The organism is Enterobacter sp. ECC-249, assembly GCF_043965265.1.
GTDB lineage: Bacteria > Pseudomonadota > Gammaproteobacteria > Enterobacterales > Enterobacteriaceae > Enterobacter > Enterobacter quasiroggenkampii.
Genome location: NZ_CP143660.1, coordinates 3,196,271 through 3,212,724 on the forward strand (window position 1 = coordinate 3,196,271; position 16,454 = coordinate 3,212,724).

General features: G+C 55.0%; 18 protein-coding genes. 7 read left to right on the forward strand and 11 right to left on the reverse strand.

Translation table 11 applies throughout. The features are described from left to right. Positions 1-165: 165 nt before the first annotated feature. Positions 166-396: a putative cation transport regulator ChaB gene (chaB, locus tag V1587_RS15330; RefSeq protein WP_008499518.1), complete on the reverse strand. Its 231-nt coding sequence runs from the start codon at positions 394-396 to the stop codon at positions 166-168. 270 nt (positions 397-666) lie between these two features. Here chaB and chaA point away from each other — a divergent pair, with 270 nt between their 5' ends. Then, positions 667-1,767 (forward strand): sodium-potassium/proton antiporter ChaA, encoded by a 1,101-nt coding sequence (chaA, locus tag V1587_RS15335; protein WP_024907071.1) that lies wholly within the window; start codon positions 667-669, stop codon positions 1,765-1,767. A 114-nt stretch (positions 1,768-1,881) separates the two neighbouring features. Here the strand turns inward: chaA and kdsA are convergent, their stop codons facing one another. From kdsA to hemA, 6 genes are read right to left on the reverse strand one after another with little or no spacing between them, the layout of a single operon-like run. After that, a complete protein-coding gene (kdsA, locus tag V1587_RS15340; protein WP_223537224.1) occupies positions 1,882-2,736 on the reverse strand; it encodes a 3-deoxy-8-phosphooctulonate synthase in 855 nt (284 codons plus the stop codon). Between the two features lie 36 nt (positions 2,737-2,772). Next, entirely contained in the window at positions 2,773-3,582 is an 810-nt protein-coding gene (gene sirB1 / locus V1587_RS15345) for an invasion regulator SirB1 (RefSeq protein WP_024907069.1), read from the reverse strand. A gap of 3 nt (positions 3,583-3,585) precedes the next feature. Beyond that, positions 3,586-3,978 (reverse strand): invasion regulator SirB2, encoded by a 393-nt coding sequence (gene sirB2, locus V1587_RS15350; protein WP_371898595.1) that lies wholly within the window; start codon positions 3,976-3,978, stop codon positions 3,586-3,588. Continuing rightward, positions 3,975-4,805 (reverse strand): peptide chain release factor N(5)-glutamine methyltransferase, encoded by an 831-nt coding sequence (gene prmC, locus V1587_RS15355; RefSeq protein WP_371898596.1) that lies wholly within the window; start codon positions 4,803-4,805, stop codon positions 3,975-3,977. The genes sirB2 and prmC overlap by 4 nt, the downstream gene beginning before the upstream one ends. Continuing rightward, positions 4,805-5,887, reverse strand: coding sequence for a peptide chain release factor 1 (gene prfA / locus V1587_RS15360; protein ID WP_021240360.1), 1,083 nt, complete (start codon positions 5,885-5,887; stop codon positions 4,805-4,807). The genes prmC and prfA overlap by 1 nt, the downstream gene beginning before the upstream one ends. A gap of 41 nt (positions 5,888-5,928) precedes the next feature. Further along, positions 5,929-7,185, reverse strand: coding sequence for a glutamyl-tRNA reductase (gene hemA, locus V1587_RS15365; protein WP_371898597.1), 1,257 nt, complete (start codon positions 7,183-7,185; stop codon positions 5,929-5,931). Positions 7,186-7,511: 326 nt separating this feature from the next. Between hemA and lolB the strand changes: the two genes are divergently transcribed. The 4 genes from lolB (at position 7,512) to dauA (ending at position 11,866) form a co-directional block, all read left to right on the forward strand. After that, complete coding sequence (gene lolB / locus V1587_RS15370; protein WP_371898598.1) at positions 7,512-8,123, forward strand: lipoprotein insertase outer membrane protein LolB; 612 nt, start codon at positions 7,512-7,514, stop codon at positions 8,121-8,123. Next, complete coding sequence (gene ispE, locus V1587_RS15375; RefSeq protein WP_371898599.1) at positions 8,120-8,989, forward strand: 4-(cytidine 5'-diphospho)-2-C-methyl-D-erythritol kinase; 870 nt, start codon at positions 8,120-8,122, stop codon at positions 8,987-8,989. The genes lolB and ispE overlap by 4 nt, the downstream gene beginning before the upstream one ends. Before the next feature lie 125 nt (positions 8,990-9,114). After that, a complete protein-coding gene (prs, locus tag V1587_RS15380; RefSeq protein ID WP_003856663.1) occupies positions 9,115-10,062 on the forward strand; it encodes a ribose-phosphate diphosphokinase in 948 nt (315 codons plus the stop codon). 124 nt (positions 10,063-10,186) lie between these two features. Then, positions 10,187-11,866 carry a C4-dicarboxylic acid transporter DauA gene (dauA, locus tag V1587_RS15385; RefSeq protein WP_371898600.1) on the forward strand — a complete coding sequence of 560 codons (1,680 nt, stop codon included), beginning with the start codon at positions 10,187-10,189 and terminating at the stop codon, positions 11,864-11,866. Here dauA and V1587_RS15390 read toward each other — a convergent pair. Then, complete coding sequence (locus tag V1587_RS15390; RefSeq protein WP_395314408.1) at positions 11,852-12,910, reverse strand: MerR family transcriptional regulator; 1,059 nt, start codon at positions 12,908-12,910, stop codon at positions 11,852-11,854. The two genes, dauA and V1587_RS15390, sit on opposite strands and share 15 nt — an antisense overlap. A gap of 121 nt (positions 12,911-13,031) precedes the next feature. Continuing rightward, positions 13,032-13,307 carry a stress-induced protein YchH gene (ychH, locus tag V1587_RS15395; protein ID WP_032656663.1) on the reverse strand — a complete coding sequence of 92 codons (276 nt, stop codon included), beginning with the start codon at positions 13,305-13,307 and terminating at the stop codon, positions 13,032-13,034. A gap of 274 nt (positions 13,308-13,581) precedes the next feature. Here ychH and pth point away from each other — a divergent pair, with 274 nt between their 5' ends. Beyond that, positions 13,582-14,166 carry an aminoacyl-tRNA hydrolase gene (pth, locus tag V1587_RS15400; protein ID WP_023336005.1) on the forward strand — a complete coding sequence of 195 codons (585 nt, stop codon included), beginning with the start codon at positions 13,582-13,584 and terminating at the stop codon, positions 14,164-14,166. A 126-nt stretch (positions 14,167-14,292) separates the two neighbouring features. Further along, on the forward strand, positions 14,293-15,387 hold the full coding sequence (gene ychF, locus V1587_RS15405; RefSeq protein WP_010432886.1) for a redox-regulated ATPase YchF: 1,095 nt from the start codon (positions 14,293-14,295) through the stop codon (positions 15,385-15,387). Between the two features lie 53 nt (positions 15,388-15,440). Here the strand turns inward: ychF and V1587_RS15410 are convergent, their stop codons facing one another. Both V1587_RS15410 and V1587_RS15415 read right to left on the reverse strand, forming a co-directional pair. Beyond that, on the reverse strand, positions 15,441-15,734 hold the full coding sequence (locus V1587_RS15410) for a YciI family protein (protein ID WP_371898602.1): 294 nt from the start codon (positions 15,732-15,734) through the stop codon (positions 15,441-15,443). A 223-nt stretch (positions 15,735-15,957) separates the two neighbouring features. Then, positions 15,958-16,314 carry a hypothetical protein gene (locus V1587_RS15415; RefSeq protein ID WP_371898603.1) on the reverse strand — a complete coding sequence of 119 codons (357 nt, stop codon included), beginning with the start codon at positions 16,312-16,314 and terminating at the stop codon, positions 15,958-15,960. Between the last annotated feature and the right edge of the window lie 140 nt (positions 16,315-16,454).

The following is a 16,454-nucleotide window of genomic DNA, read 5'->3' on the forward strand; positions in this document are numbered from 1 at the left end:
CCACTGCATGCTTCCTTGCGACATCTGTAATTCGCCTTCCCGGCATTATGTGCTGGTCATTTTGCCAGCAGTTAAATAACGATAAGCAATTAGCGGACCAGTTGCAATACAACGGCAGTTCAACCGCCTGAAAAGTCAAAATGAAGGCAGCGAATTATTTCACGGCTATTTCTTTTTATGCCATTTATCGTCGTCTCCTTTTTCATATTCATGTTTTACGGCGGCCCAGGCGACTTTGTGTGCCGTCTCTTCACGGCTGGCATCATCCCGGCGATCGTCCTTATCTTTGTACTGATCCCAGGCACTGTTAAACGCCTCTTTGTAGATATCCTGCGCGTGAGCGGGCAGCACGTTTTGCACGTTATCGGGTAATTCGCGTTTCGTTTTATATGGCATCACTCACCTCTCTTTTGCTTAAAGAGATAAGTGTGGACGACGATATGGCATGGTGCCACTCCGCGATAATTTATGAATAAATATCATTTCTAATTCATTGTTATTTAATGAATAATAAATAAAGACAGCTAATTATAGACATCAAAAAGAAAAATCATGATAAAAGGTAAAATTAAGTAAAAGATAAAGGGTATTTAACAGAGATCTGTTAGTTTAATGCCCTCAAAAATCTATCTATAATTACAAGCACCTGCATTGATGGAGAAGCACATGACAGCAACACACGAGGCGGTAAAGACCCGCCACAAGGAGACGTCACTCATTTTCCCGGTTCTGGCACTGGCTGTGCTGCTCTTCTGGGGAAGCAGTCAGTCACTGCCAGTGGTGGTTGGTATCAATATTCTTGCCCTGGTGGGCATCTTGACCAGCGCATTTAGCGTTGTTCGCCATGCGGACGTCCTGGCCCACCGTCTGGGCGAGCCCTACGGATCGTTAATTCTCAGCCTTTCCGTCGTTATTCTCGAAGTCAGCCTGATTTCCGCGCTCATGGCGACCGGCGATGCCGCGCCGACGCTGATGCGCGACACGCTCTACTCGATCATTATGATTGTGACGGGAGGCCTGGTGGGCTTCTCTCTGCTGCTGGGCGGCCGCAAGTTCGCGACCCAGTATATGAACCTGTTCGGCATTAAACAGTATCTGATTGCCCTCTTCCCGCTGGCGATTATCGTGCTGGTCTTCCCGATGGCGCTGCCGGGTGCAAACTTCTCCACCGGTCAGGCGCTGCTGGTCGCCCTGATTTCCGCTGCCATGTACGGCGTGTTCCTGTTGATTCAGACCAAAACGCACCAGAGCCTGTTTGTGTATGAGCATGAAGACGACAGCGACGACGATGACCCGCACCACGGTAAGCCGTCGGCCCACAGCAGCGCGTGGCATACGGTTTGGCTGATCGTGCATCTGATTGCGGTGATTGCCGTCACCAAGATGAACGCCAACCCGCTGGAGACGCTGTTAACCGAGCTGAACGCGCCGGTGGCGTTTACCGGCTTCCTGGTGGCGCTGCTGATCCTGTCGCCTGAAGGGCTGGGCGCACTGAAAGCGGTGTTGAATAATCAGGTGCAGCGCGCAATGAACCTGTTCTTTGGCTCCGTGCTGGCGACCATTTCACTCACCGTGCCGGTGGTGACGCTGATTGCCTTTATGACCGGTAACGAGCTGCAGTTTGCGCTGGGCGCGCCGGAGATGATTGTGATGGTTGCCTCGTTGCTGCTGTGCCAGATTTCGTTTTCCACCGGGCGTACCAACGTGCTGAACGGTGCGGCGCATATGGCGTTGTTTATTGCATACTTGATGACGATTTTTGCTTAGCCTTTTTGCCCAGCGGTGCTGCGCTTGCAGGGCCTACGGGTTTCGTAGGCCGAGTAAGCGCAGCGCCACCCGTCAATATGCCCCATAAAAAAACCCGCCGAAGCGGGTTTTTTATTACTTGCTGGTATCCAGTTCGTCGAAGCTCTTCACCAGATCGTCAATCGCTTTGATCTGCTTCAGGAACGGCTCCAGCTTATCCAGCGGCAGCGCGGATGGGCCGTCGCATTTCGCGTTATCCGGATCCGGGTGCGCTTCAATGAACAGGCCAGCCAGGCCGGTCGCCATGCCGGCGCGCGCCAGTTCGGTCACCTGCGCACGACGGCCACCGGACGCGGCGCCGAACGGGTCGCGGCACTGCAGCGCGTGGGTCACGTCGAAAATCACCGGAGACTGGCCGGAGACATTTTTCATCACGCTGAAGCCCAGCATGTCGACAACCAGGTTGTCGTAACCGAAGTTAGCGCCACGGTCGCACAGGATGACCCGATCGTTACCGCCTTCGATAAACTTATCGACGATGTTGCCCATCTGACCCGGGCTGACGAACTGTGGTTTTTTCACGTTAATCACGGCACCGGTTTTCGCCATCGCCGCAACCAGGTCGGTCTGACGAGCCAGGAATGCCGGGAGCTGAATCACGTCAACCACGTCTGCCACCGGCTGCGCCTGGGAGGCTTCATGCACGTCGGTGATCACTTTCACGCCAAAGGTCTGCTTCAGCTCCTGGAAAATCTTCATCCCTTCTTCCAGGCCCGGGCCACGGTAAGAGTTGATAGAGGAGCGGTTGGCTTTGTCAAAAGAGGCTTTAAACACGTACGGGATGCCCAGCTTCTGGGTCACGGTCACGTAGTGCTCGCAGATACGCATGGCGAGGTCGCGGGATTCCAGCACGTTCATGCCGCCAAACAGCACGAACGGCAGGTCGTTTGCTACCTTGATATCACCAATGCTAACCACTTTTTGTTTCATAGGATCGCCTTATTCAGGTGTGAATCGGAATTAAGATTAATGCAGTGTAATTTGCTTGTGCGAGATCGCGTTGATCTGCGCACGAATCATTTCGCTAATAGGGTCTTCCGGACACTGCTCGACGAAATAGCTCAGATCGTTCAGCGCCACGTGCTCGCAGTCGAGCTGGGCGTAGATCAAGCCGCGGTCGCGAATTTCGTACGGGTCTTCCGGATTAAACTGCAGCAGCACTTCGCTGGCGCGCAGGGCCAGCTCCATTTGACGCTCTTCCATTAACGCAGACTTCAGCGTATCGAGCAGCTTGCGGATCACTTCTGCGTTATCCGCCTCGTCGAGATCTTCGTTGAAGAGCTCAGCCACTGGGCTGATGTTGCCTTTCAGCCACACGTCCAGCGTATGTTCATCCAGCGTGTCGCCGTTGAAGGGATTAATGAGCCACATCTCGCCGTCCAGCCACTCCGCACGCAGGATCATCTGCGTCGGAAAGATGACCGGCACCAGCGGAATATCCAGGCGGTGCGCGACCCACAGTAAAATAGAACCCAGCGCAACGGCGCTGCCCTGACGATTTTTTAAGACCTGGTCCAGCCATAATGCGTCAGACAGGCGATACACGCCCCGCGTGTCGCAGAAACCCCATTCGCCGTAGAAAAGCTCCAGCAGCTTCTCTAATTGCCAGTCTTGCGGGCGAGCCTGATTAATCTCTTCACGCGCCAGGCTGACCAGATTCTCCAGCTCATCGTAGACAAACTGCGACGTAAAATCGTCGCGAATCATCTCAGAAATCAGGATCATGCCATCGCAAAGCGGCACTTTATTAAATTCGAAATCGGCTAAGGACCTCATGACTTACCCCAGTAACGGTATTCTTGTGGTGGCGAGTTTAATGATGATGTACAGCACCACCAGACCCAGCAGAAAGGCGATAAACCCGACCTGCTGGCTGCGCGGACGACGACGTCCAAGCGCGATAAAACCCAAAACGATGTAGATGATAACGCCAAACAGCTTTTCAGTCAGCCATGCGCCTTTATCAGTAAATGGCAGATAGCCTGTCTTCCACATGAGCCCGGCACCGGAAAGGAGCAACAGCGTGTCGATACAGTGCGGCGCGATACGCGCCCAGCGGGCATCCATCAGGGGATTGTTGCTGTAACGCCACCAGTAACGGACGATGAAAAAGCTGATGGTCAGCGCAACGGAAATCAGGTGGACGATAAAGAGCACGGTAAACAGGCTCATAGCCACTGCCCCAGCGTCAGGCGTTCGTTGCCGCCGTAGTCGCGGCAGGTTTCAACAGCGGCGTAGCCTGCTTCGGTAAACAGTGCCCGCACGGCCTCTCCCTGCGTCCAGCCATGTTCCACAAGCAGCCAGCCGCCGGGAAGTAAATGTTTCCGTGACGTTGTAACAATGTGATCAAGATCGGCTAATCCCGCGTTCGCAGCAACCAGCGCCGTGAGCGGTTCGAAGCGAACATCTCCCCGCGCAAGGTGCGGGTCATATTCGTCGATGTAGGGAGGATTGCTGACAATCAGCGCAAATGAACGATTCGCAAGTGCTGCAAACCAGCTGCTCTGCAGCACCGTCACGTTGCTTAGCCCGAGACGTTCCACGTTACGCTGCGCCAGCGCCACCGCGTCGGGTATTACATCCACCGCCGTCACCGTACAGTCGGGCCGCTCGGTGGCCAGCGCCAGCGCGATGGCACCTGTACCGGTACCGAGATCGAGTATGCTGCAGGCCGCCGCCGGTAATCGCGCCAGCGCCTGCTCAACCAGACACTCCGTGTCCGGACGCGGGATCAGCGTCGCCGCCGAAACGTAGAGCGGTAACGACCAGAACTCTCGCTCACCAACAAGATGCGCCACCGGCTCGCCGGTTTTACGACGGGCGAGCAGCGAGGCGAGCTGCGCTTCCTGCTCCGCGGTCAGTTCGGTTTCACCAAAAGCCAGCAGATACGTGCGGGCTTTACCCGTCACATGCTCAAGCAAAATTTCGGCATCGCGTTTCGGGCTTTCGCTTTCTGAAAGCTCTCCGACCGCCTCACGTAACCAGCGCTGAAAATCCATTATTCCTGCTCGGACAGTGCCGCCAACTGGTCGGCCTGGTATTCCTGCACGATAGGCTCGATCAGCATATCCAGCTTCCCTTCCATCACCTCGTCCAGACGGTACAGCGTCAGGTTGATGCGGTGGTCGGTTACGCGGCCCTGCGGGAAATTATAGGTGCGATTACGGTCGCTGCGATCGCCGCTGCCCAGCAGGTTACGACGCGTAGACGCTTCCGCCTGCTGGCGTTTCGCCATTTCGGCCGCGTGGATACGCGCGCCCAGCACGGACAACGCTTTGGCTTTGTTTTTGTGCTGTGAACGCTCGTCCTGACATTCGACGACGATGCCGGTTGGCAGGTGGGTAATACGGATGGCGGAGTCGGTGGTGTTGACGTGCTGACCACCCGCCCCGGAGGAGCGGAAGGTATCAATACGCAGGTCCGCAGGATTGATGTCCGGCAGTTCTGCTTCCGGCAGCTCCGGCATTACCGCCACCGTACAGGCAGAGGTGTGGATACGGCCCTGAGATTCGGTAGCCGGTACGCGCTGCACGCGGTGACCGCCGGATTCAAACTTGAGACGACCGTATACGCCGTCGCCGCTGATCTTGGCGATAACCTCTTTGTAGCCACCGTGTTCGCCTTCGTTGGCGCTCATGATCTCCACGCGCCAGCGACGCGACTCGGCGTAGCGGCTGTACATGCGGAACAGATCCCCGGCAAACAGCGCCGCTTCGTCACCGCCGGTCCCGGCGCGGACTTCCACGAACGCGTTACGCTCATCGTCCGGATCTTTTGGCAGCAGAAGCACCTGGAGCTGCTGCTCCATCTCCTCAGAACGCGCTTTCGCATCCTGCAACTCTTCCTGCGCCATCTCGCGCATTTCAGGATCGTCGAGCATCATCTGCGCGGTTTCGATATCTTCCTGAACCTGTCGCCAGTCGGTAAAGCATTTGGAAACATCACTTAACTGCGCGTATTCACGCGAGAGCGCGCGAAAACGTTCCTGGTCCGCAATGGTCCCGGCATCGCCGAGCAGCGCCTGGACTTCTTCATGGCGCTCGTGCAGAGCTTCCAGTTTAGCGACGATAGAAGGCTTCATAGGCGTAAGTGCACCTTGTCTTAGAAAATGGGTATAGGGCGCTATTCCAGCCCGAGGCTGTTGCGCAGAATAGTCAGGCGTTCATCATCCCCGTCACGGGCAGCCTGTTGAAGAGATTTGGTTGGTGCATGGATCAGGCGATTGGTCAGTTTCCACGCCAGATCCTGCATAATAGCATGTGCGTCGCCGCCCTGTTCAAGGGCCGCTAACGCTTTGGCAGTCAGGTCATCACGCACCTGCTCCGCCTGCCCGCGATACTCGCGGATGGTCTCGCTGACGCTTTGCGCGCGCAGCCAGGCCATAAACTCACTGGTTTCCTGCTCAACGATGGTTTCCGCCTGAACCGCCGCCGCTTTACGCTGGGCAAGGTTGTGCGAAATGATGCTTTGCAGGTCATCCACGCTGTAGAGATAGGCGTTAGGCAGCTTGCCCACTTCCGGCTCAACATCGCGCGGGACGGCGATATCCACCAGCAGCATCGGCTGATTACGGCGGGACTTCAGCGCACGCTCCACCATCCCTTTGCCGATAATCGGCAGCGGGCTGGCGGTAGAGCTGATGATAATGTCCGCCTCTTTCAGGCGTTCATCGATGTCGCTCAGGGCAACCACCTCTGCACCCACTTCATCCGCCAGGACCTGCGCGCGTTCGCGGGTGCGGTTTGCGATAATCATCTTTTTCACTTTATGCTCGCGCAGATGGCGCGCCACAAGTTCGATGGTTTCGCCCGCGCCCACCAGCATCACAGTGACGGTGGAGAGGGATTCAAAGATTTGGCGCGCAAGGGTGCAGGCCGCGAAAGCAACGGAAACCGCACTGGCACCAATGTCGGTTTCGGTTCGCACACGCTTCGCCACGGAGAACGACTTCTGGAACATGCGCTCCAGCTCGCTGGCCTTCAGATGTCCCTTTTGCGAATCCGCAAACGCCTTTTTCACCTGACCCAGAATTTGCGGCTCGCCCAGCACCAGCGAATCCAGCCCGCTGGCGACGCGCATCAGATGGCTGACGGCATCATTGTCCTGATGCCAGTACAGGCTATTGCGCAGTTCGTCTTCGTTGAGATTGTGGTAATCGCATAGCCAGCGGATAAGCGCTTCTTGCAGGTTGTCCTGCTCTTCCACGCTTAAATAGAGCTCGGTACGGTTGCACGTCGAGAGCACCACGCCACCCTGCACCATCGGCTGTGCAAGCAGGCTGTCCAGCGCCAGGTCAAGCGTATCCGGCGAAAACGTTACGCGTTCTCGCAGCGAAACCGGGGCGGTTTTGTGGTTGATGCCGAGTGCTAATAGGGTCATGTTGAGCGGGAGTAGTACCAGCGTTAATAAGGTTAGCAGAACGCATCATACAGGATGCGCGAGATCAATAAAAGGGACTGCCCCCTTTCGGAGTAATAGCTTATACCCGTCATACTTCAAGCTGCATGCGCGTTGGCTGCGCTCGTTCACCCCAATCACATAGTTATCTATGCTCATGGGGATTCACTCTCTTGCCGCCTTCATGCAGCTTGAATTATTTAGGGTAGATACAACGCTTTGAGATAATTTGAACGTAGACGGTAGCCCCCTTCGACGCTAGCATTAACAGTCATAACTGCAACGTATCTCAAGGATTTGTCCTCATTATGACCCGACTGATTCGCCTGCTGCCGCTGGCAGCACTGGTTCTGACCGCCTGTACCGTCACTAAACCAAAAGGCCCGGGCAAAAGCCCTGACTCACCGCAGTGGCGTCAGCACCAGCAGGACGTCCGGAATTTGAAGCAGTACCAGACCCGCGGGGCATTTGCTTATCTTTCTGACGAGCAAAAGGTTTATGCTCGCTTCTTCTGGCAGCAGACCGGTCAGGACAACTACCGCCTGTTGCTGCTGAACCCGCTGGGCAGCACCGAGCTGGAGCTTATCGCTAAACCGGGCGAAGCGCAGATTACCGATAACAAAGGCCAGCACTACACCGCGACCGATGCCGAAGAGATGATTGGCAAGCTGACCGGAATGCCTATCCCGCTCAACAGCCTGCGCCAGTGGATCCTGGGCCTGCCGGGTGAGGCTACTGACTACAGCCTTGACGATCAATACCGTCTGAGCCAGGTGAACTACACCCAAAACGGCAAAACCTGGAAAGTGGTGTACAGCGCCTATGACAGTAAGAGTAAACCGTCGCTGCCATCGAATATGGAACTGACCCAGGGCAGCCAGCGTATCAAGCTGAAAATGGACAACTGGATCGTTAAATGATGACCCACTGGCCCTCTCCGGCAAAGCTAAACCTGTTTTTGTACATTACCGGCCAGCGTGCTGACGGTTATCACACCCTGCAGACGCTGTTTCAGTTTATTGACTATGGCGACACGATCTCCATTGAACTGCGCCAGGACGGGCAGATTTGCCTGCTGACACCGGTCGACGGCGTGGCGCATGAGGACAACCTGATCGTGCGCGCCGCGCGCCTGCTGATGAAAGCCGCAGCGGAATCAGGCCGTCTGCCCGAAGGAAGCGGAGCGGATATCCGTATCGAGAAGCGGCTGCCGATGGGCGGTGGTCTGGGCGGTGGATCATCCAACGCCGCCACCGTGCTGGTTGCACTAAACCACCTTTGGGGCTGCGGGCTGTCGAAGGACGAACTGGCCGCTCTGGGTTTGACGCTGGGTGCGGATGTGCCGGTGTTTGTTCGCGGCCATGCGGCCTTTGCTGAGGGTGTGGGCGAGATCCTCTCCCCGGCTGAACCGCCGGAAAAATGGTATCTGGTTGCTCACCCTGGCGTGAGCATTCCGACCCCGGTCATCTTTAAAGATCCTGACCTGAAAAGAAATACCCCGGTGCGGTCAATAGAAACGTTATTAAATTGTGAATTCAGCAACGATTGCGAGGATATCGCAAGAAAACGTTTTCGCGAGGTTGATGCGGTGCTTTCCTGGCTGTTAGAATACGCGCCGTCGCGCCTGACTGGTACAGGAGCCTGTGTCTTTGCTGAATTTGACACCGAATCCGCCGCTCGTCAGGTGCTTGAGCAAGCGCCAGTTTGGCTGCATGGTTTTGTAGCGCGTGGGATGAACACCTCCCCCCTACAGCAGGCCATTCTGGCGCAGACTGAGTTTCGGTGACAACGTCACCCTGTTCCAGACGTTGCATCGCGCTCTTTAATACACCGCCTGGATAGCATTTGCCTGGCCCGCACAGTTTGCGGCGAACGCTATCCACCACTGGACGCATGCCTGAGGTTCTTCTCGTGCCTGATATGAAGCTTTTTGCTGGTAACGCCACCCCGGAACTAGCACAACGTATTGCCAACCGCCTGTACACTTCCCTCGGCGACGCCGCCGTAGGTCGCTTTAGCGACGGCGAAGTCAGCGTACAAATTAACGAAAATGTACGCGGTGGTGATATTTTCATCATCCAGTCCACCTGTGCTCCAACAAACGACAACCTGATGGAACTGGTTGTTATGGTCGACGCCCTGCGTCGCGCTTCAGCAGGCCGTATCACTGCTGTAATCCCTTACTTCGGCTATGCCCGTCAGGACCGTCGCGTCCGTTCCGCACGTGTGCCAATTACCGCTAAAGTTGTCGCTGACTTCCTGTCCAGCGTTGGCGTTGACCGCGTACTGACCGTTGACCTGCACGCAGAGCAGATCCAGGGCTTCTTCGACGTCCCGGTTGATAACGTATTCGGCAGCCCAATCCTGCTGGAAGACATGCTGCAGCTGAACCTGGATAACCCAATCGTGGTTTCTCCGGATATCGGCGGCGTGGTACGTGCCCGTGCTATCGCTAAGCTGCTCAACGATACCGACATGGCGATCATCGACAAGCGCCGTCCGCGCGCTAACGTTTCTCAGGTGATGCACATCATCGGTGACGTTGCTGGCCGCGACTGCGTGCTGGTTGACGACATGATCGATACCGGCGGTACGCTGTGTAAAGCAGCTGAAGCGCTGAAAGAGCGTGGAGCCAAGCGCGTGTTCGCTTACGCGACCCACCCGATCTTCTCCGGTAATGCGGTAAACAACCTGCGCAACTCCGTCATTGACGAAGTGGTGGTATGCGATACCATCCCACTGAGCGACGAGATCAAAGCACTGCCAAACGTGCGTACGTTGACCCTGTCCGGGATGCTGGCCGAAGCGATTCGTCGTATCAGCAACGAAGAATCCATCTCAGCAATGTTCGAACACTAATCGAACACGGCCGAAAAACCCGCTGCGGCGGGTTTTTTTGTCTCCGGGTTTTATTTGTATGATTAATGCCTCCTTCACCTGCCATTCATATGACAGATGATGCGCATACGGATGATAGATAATTGTGAAAAACGTAGCCTCCTCACATGTTCTGCCCTTTCGCGCCCTCATCGACGCCTGCTGGAAAGAGAAGTACACCTCCTCACGCTTTGTGCGTGACCTGATTGCCGGGATCACCGTCGGCATTATTGCCATCCCGCTGGCGATGGCGCTGGCGATTGGCAGCGGCGTTGCGCCGCAGTACGGCCTGTACACCTCGGCCGTTGCCGGGATCGTCATCGCTCTGACCGGCGGTTCGCGCTTCAGCGTCTCCGGCCCGACCGCCGCCTTTGTGGTGATCCTCTACCCCGTTTCGCAGCAGTTTGGTCTGGCAGGCCTGCTGGTCGCCACCCTGATGTCCGGGGTCTTTTTAATTCTGTTCGGCCTGGCCCGCTTTGGGCGGCTGATCGAGTACATCCCCCTTTCCGTGACGTTGGGGTTCACCTCGGGGATTGGTATTACCATCGGAACCATGCAGATTAAGGATTTCCTCGGCCTGCAAATGGCTCACGTCCCTGAACACTATCTGCAAAAAGTGGGGGCGCTGTTTATGGCGCTGCCGACTGCCAACCTGGGCGACGCCGCCATCGGGATTGTGACGCTGGGCACGCTGATCCTCTGGCCTCGTCTGGGCATTCGACTGCCGGGTCATCTGCCCGCGCTGCTGCTGGGCTGCGCGGTAATGGCTATCGTCAATATGTTCGGTGGTCACGTCGCGACTATCGGCTCGCAGTTCCACTATGTTCTGGCGGACGGTTCGCAGGGCAGCGGCATTCCGCAGCTGTTGCCGCAGCTGGTGCTGCCGTGGGACATGCCCGGTTCCAGCTTTACCCTAAGCTGGGATTCTCTGCGTGCCCTGCTTCCCGCCGCGTTCTCTATGGCGATGCTGGGGGCGATTGAATCTCTGCTCTGTGCCGTCGTTCTGGACGGTATGACCGGCACCAAACACAAAGCCAACTGCGAGCTTGTCGGTCAGGGATTAGGCAACCTCGTCGCGCCGTTCTTCGGCGGCATTACCGCAACGGCAGCCATCGCCCGTTCAGCTGCAAACGTGCGAGCGGGGGCAACCTCACCCGTTTCGGCGGTTATCCACTCCGTGCTGGTGATCCTCGCCCTGCTGATCCTCGCCCCGCTGCTCTCCTGGCTACCGCTTTCCGCCATGGCTGCCCTCCTGCTGATGGTGGCCTGGAACATGAGTGAGGCGCACAAGGTGGTGAACCTGCTGCGTCGTGCGCCGAAAGACGACATCATTGTGATGCTGATCTGTATGTCGCTGACCGTGCTGTTCGATATGGTCATCGCCATCAGCGTCGGGATCGTGCTGGCTTCCCTGCTGTTTATGCGCCGCATCGCGCAAATGACTCGCCTCTCCCCGGTCAATGTGGAGGTGCCTGACGATGTGCTGGTTCTGCGCGTGATTGGCCCGCTGTTCTTCGCCGCGGCGGAAGGTCTGTTCAGCGATCTGGAGTCCCGTATCGCGGGCAAGCGGGTTGTGGTGCTGAAGTGGGATGCCGTACCGGTGCTGGATGCAGGCGGCCTGGATGCCTTCCAGCGCTTTGTTGCACGTCTGCCGGAAGGCTGCGAGCTGCGGGTGAGTAACCTGGAATTTCAGCCGCTGCGCACCATGGCGCGGGCGGGCGTGCAGCCGATCCCTGGCCGTCTTGCCTTTTATCCTAACCGTGAAGCCGCGTTAGCGGATCTGTGAACCGCCTGATGCAGAGAAACGTCTCTGCATCATCACCCCAATCGCCTGTTGAAGCCACTCAAGCACGGCAGGCGTCATCCATGTTCCTTTCATCAGATGCGGCTCCTGCTGCATGGCGGTGCGAAACTTTTGCTGGGTCTCCGGACGGGTGCCCGCGTACGACTGGAATAACGCCAGCCAGTTTTCAGCCAGCTTTTGCGCCGCCTCCGAGGCAGGATCGATATTTTCCCGCTGCGCCTGATGCAGTTTCGCCACCAGCGGCGGCCACTCCATCATGCGGTCAAAATAATGTGCCCGGGTAAAGGCCATCTCTTCGGCAGTGAGATACTTCTCCCATATTTTTAGCTTTGATTCCGCAAACGCGTGCGTGATGTAATCCGTCATCTCCGGCGTGATACCGGTCTGCGCCTGCATCTGTGGCTCCACGCTGTGCATCTCGTTCAGCCGGGTGAGAAACTCAGGCTTGCCCGCCGTGTCCTGCTCCAGGCGTTCCATCCAGCGTGCCGCCAGGTCCATCGGCCGCGGATCCGTAACGGGTATATGTTGCTCCAGAAGCGTGTTGGCCTCTGCAACCAGCCCTGACCAGATAGCCGCCAGCGCATCCTTCTGCACTGCAAACGGTAGCTGCTGTAACTCTTCTTTGCTAAACCAGCGATCGTACATATTCATTAACTCCAGAGTCTGTAGCCAGGATTCCAGATCCGGCGTCGCATCGTCGATAAGCCCGGTCCGCAACTCCACCAGCCGGTCGCGCAGCGTATGTATGCTGCGCAGCTGTTTATCCAGCAGCGTGATTTGCGCATCGAGTAACTCGGTTAACGACAGCGACTCCTGTTCCAGGAAATCCCTGATTTCAGCAAGTTCCAGCCCCGCTTTTGCCAGCGCCTGGATCATGTGCAGACGCTGGACATCCGCCAGGTTGTAAAGCCGGTAACCTGCCGCGCTTCTGGCAGAAGGCAGCAACAACCCTGTTTGCTCATAGTGGTGCAATGTCCGCACGGTGAGCCCGGCACGTTTCGCCAGCTCACCCACCTGAATCAACATAACTGCTCCTTTTTCTTTGCCAGTGGCATCACTCTGGAGCCTTACGTTACGTGAGGGTCAACCCTTGATGCAAAAAAAAACGACTCCCTCGGGAGCCGTTTCGGTATTCTTTATTGTAGCACTAGCTGTGCTTATGCTGGTCGCGACGACAGCGTTTATCGTAGTGGCGCACCCACCAGTATTTGTCACACACTTCCTCATGGCCGCTCACGCGAGCCCCAGCCAGCCACAATACCGCACCAACGAAGATGCTCAATATCGCACCATGCGCAAAGTATTGCGGGAGGTCAAGCTGCGGTAACTGGTTTAAAATTGAATAACCCACGCCGGCTACCATCACGAACAGCCCCAATCCCATCAGCACGTTACCGAGTAACGAAGCGTTTTTGCGTTTCATGTGTCACCTCCGGAACTTTGGGTTGTCAGGGGGAAAGCCCCTAATCCTTGTGTGTAAAGTATAGACAACGCCCCTTTTATGAGTTGCGTGAATGATCACAATTACAGATAACTCCCAAACAAAAGTTTACAAATAAGTCTTTGAACAGCTTGAAATTCTAATTGTTCAAATCAGAAATTATTCGTATTTCGCTGGGAAGATCGCAGAATTTTGTCAAGCGGCGCGCCAGACAGTAAACTACGCGCCAGATCTGGAACCCATTAGGAATTGAATCGTGACGATTAAACTGATTGTCGGCCTCGCCAACCCGGGCGCAGAATATGCGGCCACCCGCCACAACGCCGGGGCATGGTATGTCGATCTGCTGGCCGAGCGGTTACGTGCTCCCCTGCGTGAAGAACCTAAATTCTTCGGGTACACCTCACGTATCAACCTTGCTGGCGCGGATGTTCGCTTACTGGTGCCCACCACCTTTATGAACCTGAGCGGTAAAGCCGTGGCGGCAATGGCAACATTTTATCGCATCAATCCGGATGAAATTCTGGTGGCTCACGATGAGCTGGATCTCCCGCCCGGCGTAGCAAAATTCAAGCTGGGCGGCGGGCACGGCGGCCACAACGGTCTTAAAGACATCATCAGCAAGCTGGGCAATAACCCGAATTTTCACCGTTTGCGCGTGGGAATCGGCCATCCGGGCGATAAAAACAAGGTTGTCGGTTTTGTTCTGGGTAAACCCCCGGTTTCAGAGCAGAAACTGATTGACGAGGCGGTAGACGAAGCGGCGCGCTGCACTGAAATTTGGCTGAAAGACGGGTTAACCAAAGCGACAAACCGCCTGCACGCTTTCAAAGCGCAATAATCCGCCCGATCCGGCTTTTTTACCGCGCGTCATGCGGGTTACGTGTATAATAGGCGTAGTTATTTACTTTTCATCAATCGGTTATCGTTAACGGATTGATTATCAAGATATTAAGGTGATTTAGAAATGGGATTCAAATGCGGTATCGTCGGTCTGCCAAACGTGGGCAAATCCACCCTGTTTAACGCGCTTACCAAAGCGGGTATCGAAGCGGCGAACTTCCCGTTCTGTACCATCGAACCTAACACCGGCGTTGTGCCAATGCCGGACCCGCGTCTGGACCAGCTCGCGGAAATCGTGAAGCCGCAGCGCATTCTGCCAACCACCATGGAATTCGTGGACATCGCGGGCCTGGTAAAAGGCGCATCCAAAGGTGAAGGTCTGGGTAACCAGTTCCTGACCAACATCCGTGAAACCGAAGCGATCGGCCACGTTGTTCGCTGCTTCGAAAACGACAACATCATCCACGTTAACAACAAAGTGGATCCGGCTGACGACATCGACGTCATCAACACCGAGCTGGCGCTCTCTGACCTCGACACCTGCGAACGCGCGATTCACCGCGTGCAGAAGAAAGCCAAAGGCGGTGATAAGGACGCGAAAGCGGAACTGGCTGCGCTGGAAAAATGCCTGCCACAGCTGGAAAACGCGGGCATGCTGCGCGCGCTGAAAAACCTGACTGAAGAAGACAAGGCGGCGATCAAATACCTGAGCTTCCTGACCCTGAAGCCAACCATGTACATCGCCAACGTCAATGAAGACGGTTTCGAGAACAACCCGTACCTGGACAAAGTGCGCGAAATCGCCGCGGCGGAAGGTTCTGTGGTTGTGGCCGTTTGCGCGGCCGTTGAATCCGACATCGCCGAGCTGGACGACGCCGACCGTGAAGAGTTCATGGCCGAGCTGGGTCTGGAAGAGCCGGGCCTGAACCGCGTGATCCGCGCGGGCTATGAGCTGCTGAACCTGCAGACCTACTTCACCGCTGGCGTGAAGGAAGTGCGTGCATGGACCATCCCTGTAGGTGCGACTGCGCCTCAGGCGGCCGGTAAGATCCACACCGACTTCGAGAAAGGCTTTATTCGTGCGCAGACTATCGCGTTTGAAGACTTCATCACCTACAAGGGTGAGCAAGGCGCGAAAGAAGCAGGCAAGATGCGTGCGGAAGGGAAAGATTACATCGTTAAAGATGGCGATGTGATGAACTTCTTGTTTAACGTCTGATTTGTTTTGAATGAAAAAAATCCACGCTTTGGCGTGGATTTTTTATTGCGGGGTCAAAACACATTGCCTAAGAGATCTGTCTTCATGCTGGGTTCAAAGGGAATGATCTCAACAGTCGCAAGTTTTAACTTCTGAAAAGGATCCTCGCGTAGGCGCTCTTCAAGAGAGGCAAGGCTCTCACCTTTCGCGAGAATGACCCCACCGTTTCTTGGGATCCGTCTACCGGACGTCAGGAAAATCCCCTCTTCGTACCCCTTTTTAAGCCACTCAACATGAGCAGGTATCGCTGCGTCGATTTCTTCGAGTGGTTTTATATAGGTCAAAATGACAATGTAAACCGTGCTCATCTTTTGCCTCTCAGCTAGGCTTTCATCTAAGTAATAATTAATTCGTTTGTTAGATATACAGAAAAAAACCCTCTTATGATATAAGATAACGTTATAATTTTTAGCGGAGCTTTTAATCTTAAAAAGGGAACGCTATGCGACATTACCCTACGCTTCACCGTAATAATGCCAAAATATACAATAAAAACTGGCTAGATCTTTCTTCTTAATATTTTCACTTCACTTACTCACTAAAAATAAAGTTATCTTCTGCCAGTTTATTTTTTTTCTTGCATTCCTTTTCCCACTCGAAATATCCCTCAGGTTCATTTGGAGAAACTCCTTTTGTCCAATATTGATCACCATAGACAATTAACATTGCCCAATGATATTCACTTTCATGACTGCGCAAAGCCACAGACATGTAATCATTTTCCGTAATACGAACAAGTGGAGAGGCTAACACTATACGCTCAGCCTCACCCTCTGTTTTATTCGCATATTTAACAATAATCGCTTTAATTAACTCAACCCAACTATAGTAATTAAAAACAACACTTTCATTAGAATCATTAAATCGGATACCATCGATAACTTTCATTACCCTTTACGCCAAGTTTTACTTTACAAGTATCAAATATGACTGCTGCTTAATTTGATAATTCGCTGCTGATGAAGATTGCACATTGCCAAGAGAGATGCTGTGACTATACGGAGTGAACTCCCTCTGTCATAGTTGGA

Coding starts and splice junctions, on each gene's coding strand:
- chaB (WP_008499518.1), bottom strand. CDS start 396: ATGCCATATAAAACGAAACGCGAATTACCCGATAACGTGCAAAACGTG.
- chaA (WP_024907071.1), top strand. CDS start 667: ATGACAGCAACACACGAGGCGGTAAAGACCCGCCACAAGGAGACGTCA.
- kdsA (WP_223537224.1), bottom strand. CDS start 2,736: ATGAAACAAAAAGTGGTTAGCATTGGTGATATCAAGGTAGCAAACGAC.
- sirB1 (WP_024907069.1), bottom strand. CDS start 3,582: ATGAGGTCCTTAGCCGATTTCGAATTTAATAAAGTGCCGCTTTGCGAT.
- sirB2 (WP_371898595.1), bottom strand. CDS start 3,978: ATGAGCCTGTTTACCGTGCTCTTTATCGTCCACCTGATTTCCGTTGCG.
- prmC (WP_371898596.1), bottom strand. CDS start 4,805: ATGGATTTTCAGCGCTGGTTACGTGAGGCGGTCGGAGAGCTTTCAGAA.
- prfA (WP_021240360.1), bottom strand. CDS start 5,887: ATGAAGCCTTCTATCGTCGCTAAACTGGAAGCTCTGCACGAGCGCCAT.
- hemA (WP_371898597.1), bottom strand. CDS start 7,185: ATGACCCTATTAGCACTCGGCATCAACCACAAAACCGCCCCGGTTTCG.
- lolB (WP_371898598.1), top strand. CDS start 7,512: ATGACCCGACTGATTCGCCTGCTGCCGCTGGCAGCACTGGTTCTGACC.
- ispE (WP_371898599.1), top strand. CDS start 8,120: ATGATGACCCACTGGCCCTCTCCGGCAAAGCTAAACCTGTTTTTGTAC.
- V1587_RS15390 (WP_395314408.1), bottom strand. CDS start 12,910: ATGTTGATTCAGGTGGGTGAGCTGGCGAAACGTGCCGGGCTCACCGTG.
- ychH (WP_032656663.1), bottom strand. CDS start 13,307: ATGAAACGCAAAAACGCTTCGTTACTCGGTAACGTGCTGATGGGATTG.
- ychF (WP_010432886.1), top strand. CDS start 14,293: ATGGGATTCAAATGCGGTATCGTCGGTCTGCCAAACGTGGGCAAATCC.
- V1587_RS15410 (WP_371898602.1), bottom strand. CDS start 15,734: ATGAGCACGGTTTACATTGTCATTTTGACCTATATAAAACCACTCGAA.
- V1587_RS15415 (WP_371898603.1), bottom strand. CDS start 16,314: ATGAAAGTTATCGATGGTATCCGATTTAATGATTCTAATGAAAGTGTT.